This window comes from Streptomyces sp. NPDC008125 (assembly GCF_042957125.1).
Lineage (GTDB): Bacteria > Actinomycetota > Actinomycetes > Streptomycetales > Streptomycetaceae > Streptomyces.
The window spans coordinates 1-2452 of the sequence record NZ_JBIBHR010000057.1; the positions used below are offsets into that span (position 1 = coordinate 1).

Genomic DNA, 2452 nt, shown 5'->3' on the forward strand with positions numbered 1-2452 from the left:
GAGCCCTCTTCGTGTCGCCAATGCTGTGAACGCCGAGTGGTCGACCGTCGAGTGCGGTCAAATGGACTGCATGACAGGGGAGATACCGCGCCCAGGGTTACGGGGCAGTCAACTGCGACGGATCGCAGCCAGAGCAAGGCGGCCGGCGCTCGCGCGCATACGCCCCCCGCTGGGAGCGCGACAGGTCGGACAGCGCCGTCGGGCAGCGCAACGGAGCCGCACGGATATCAGGGTCGGCGACGCCCGGGCCATCCAGGATTCTGGTGCGACGGAAACCGGCGGCCGAGGATGGGCCTCATGGCTGGAACGGAGTGTCAGCCTTCTGGCTTCCTTGGCCACGCTCGCCGTCGTCGCTTTCACCTGGATTTCCATCAGGCAGGTGAACAGCGATCAGGACATAACCCGCCAGGGCCAGATAGCCGATCGATATAATTCGGCTGTCGGAAATCTCGGAGAAGACTCCCAGGATATCCGAATTGGTGGAATTTATGCACTCCAGCATATTATGCGGGATTCTCCCGGAGATCGCACGGCCATCACGAACGTGCTCTCGTCCTACGTTCGGGCACACGCCTTGAAGCCGAAGGAAAGGGGCGCCGCGTGGCGGGCGCCGGCGGACATCGAATCCGCACTTTCCGTCATGGAGGACGGCAACAGGAAGGGTGAGCTGGGCGACGCGGTCATCGATCTCACATACGTGTACCTGCGGGGAGCGTGGCTGGAGGGCGCCTACATGCGTGGGGTCGTCCTTGGGACTGCAAACCTGGAAAGTGCGCGAATGGACGGCATCGACCTGGGCGGCGCGGACTTGTCCAACGCGATCATGAAGGGCGCATCCATGCCCGAAGCGAACCTGAAGGGGGCGGACCTGACTATGGCTCTCCTGGGGGGCGCGTTCATGGACGGGGCAGATTTGCGCAATGCCAATCTGTATAACGCATGGGTAAATAGAACCCGATTGAATGGTGCAGACTTACGCGGGGCGAACCTGACGGGCGTGGTGACCAAGTGTGAAAATTTCACCTGCACGGATTTGAGTGAGGCCGATTTGCGGGGCGCGGACCTCGGTGGCGCAGATTTGAGAGGGGCCGTACTGAAAGGCGCTGACCTGCGCGGCGCAGACCTGCGCAAAGACCCGTTCGCGGGAGACATACGTATCGACGTCAAAATGCTCTTGCAGGCGCGACTCGACCGAACCACCAAGCTGCCCCCGAAATTGGCACAGAACCCGCTCGTACGAAGAGTCCTGGAAGCGGAGCCCTCCAGCGCGTGACCAGAGAAGGGCTCGCGAAGGCCGTCGCAGCGGCGTCCCGGATCGCACTGCTCGCTGACCTCGCTCGGTCGCGCAGGCCGGCATACGGTCGTCCCGAGCGGCTGATGGCCGCCTCGGTGGCCCGGCCGGAGCCGAACCGCACCACTGGCGTTTTCAGAGTGGTCACCTGTTGGGTGAGGGTGTCGTGTGGGATCGGGGTGCACAACGGACAAGGCTCCCGTGCCGTTAAGGAGGTGTTCGACGTCTCAACTCAGCAATGCAGGAGCCCTGTTGGTTTCCTATCCTGCCGCACTCGACCTGCCTCACGCCCTGGTCGAGTGGGTCGCCACGCTCATCGTCGCCCGTGAAGGTGACCGCCGGTGCAAACTTCCCCCACACCGGCGCGCGCTGATCGCACTCGTGGCCCTGCGTCGCCACGACACCGTCGCCCGTATCGCCTCGGCCTTCGGGATATCGGTCGGCACCGCACACGCCTACGTCACCGCGGTCACCGGGCTGCTGGCCGAGCAGCCACGGGGCTTACAGAACATGAATCGGGCCCTGTCCGCAGCCCGTGCACCCGTCGAACGAGGCATGGCACGACTGAAGTCCTGGCAGATCTTCCGAAGAACCCGCATCAGCCCCAACCGCGTGACCGTCGCCGCCAGAGCAATCCTCGCCCTGGAGAGGCAACGCTGAAAATGCTCAATGGGGCGGGGTAACGCCTTTAGCTTCCCAACGCGGAAAGATCATCAATACTTGTGACGCCGAGGAGCGCCAATACGGCCACCGAGACGCTTACGGTGGTCGCCCAAAAGGTAGCCCAGGTGGAATGCCCTTTTTCGACTTCGCGTGCCAGCTGTTTGCCAATTTCGTGAAGCGGGAAAACTGGGAAGAATAGTATGAATAGGGTGATCACCACCTCCTCCAGAGTCGCGACGTGGTCTGCGTCCCACCAGGAAATAGCCTTTGCGTACCTGACCCAGAGGATGGCTCCGACGGCGAATCCCAACACTCCCCAGGCGCCTGGTGCTGAACTCTCAGGCCCTTTGTCCTCGTTTGTCACGCTTCCCCCGATCCTGAAGCTCGCGGAGAATTCTACTTCGTTGCGGCGGTCGCATGGTTCGTATTCGTCCAGTCGGTGCATATGTTCGGGTTCCTGGGGTTCGGCGCCTACGGGCGAAAAGGGCGGGTGTCGTT

The 2452-nt window shown here is 62.6% G+C and carries 3 protein-coding genes; 2 read left to right on the forward strand and 1 reads right to left on the reverse strand.

The genetic code is table 11. The features are described 5' to 3' along the window. The first annotated feature begins 331 nt into the window (after nt 1-331). Together ACFZAX_RS35385 and ACFZAX_RS35390 are read left to right on the forward strand one after the other, a co-directional pair. Nucleotides 332-1273, forward strand: coding sequence for a pentapeptide repeat-containing protein (locus ACFZAX_RS35385; RefSeq protein ID WP_390967084.1), 942 nt, complete (start codon nt 332-334; stop codon nt 1271-1273). A 270-nt stretch (nt 1274-1543) separates the two neighbouring features. Next, entirely contained in the window at nt 1544-1951 is a 408-nt protein-coding gene (locus ACFZAX_RS35390; RefSeq protein WP_390967086.1) for a transposase family protein, read from the forward strand. 28 nt (nt 1952-1979) lie between these two features. Here the strand turns inward: ACFZAX_RS35390 and ACFZAX_RS35395 are convergent. Then, a partial coding sequence (locus ACFZAX_RS35395) for a hypothetical protein (RefSeq protein ID WP_390967087.1) occupies nt 1980-2452 on the reverse strand: 473 nt, incomplete at its 5' end.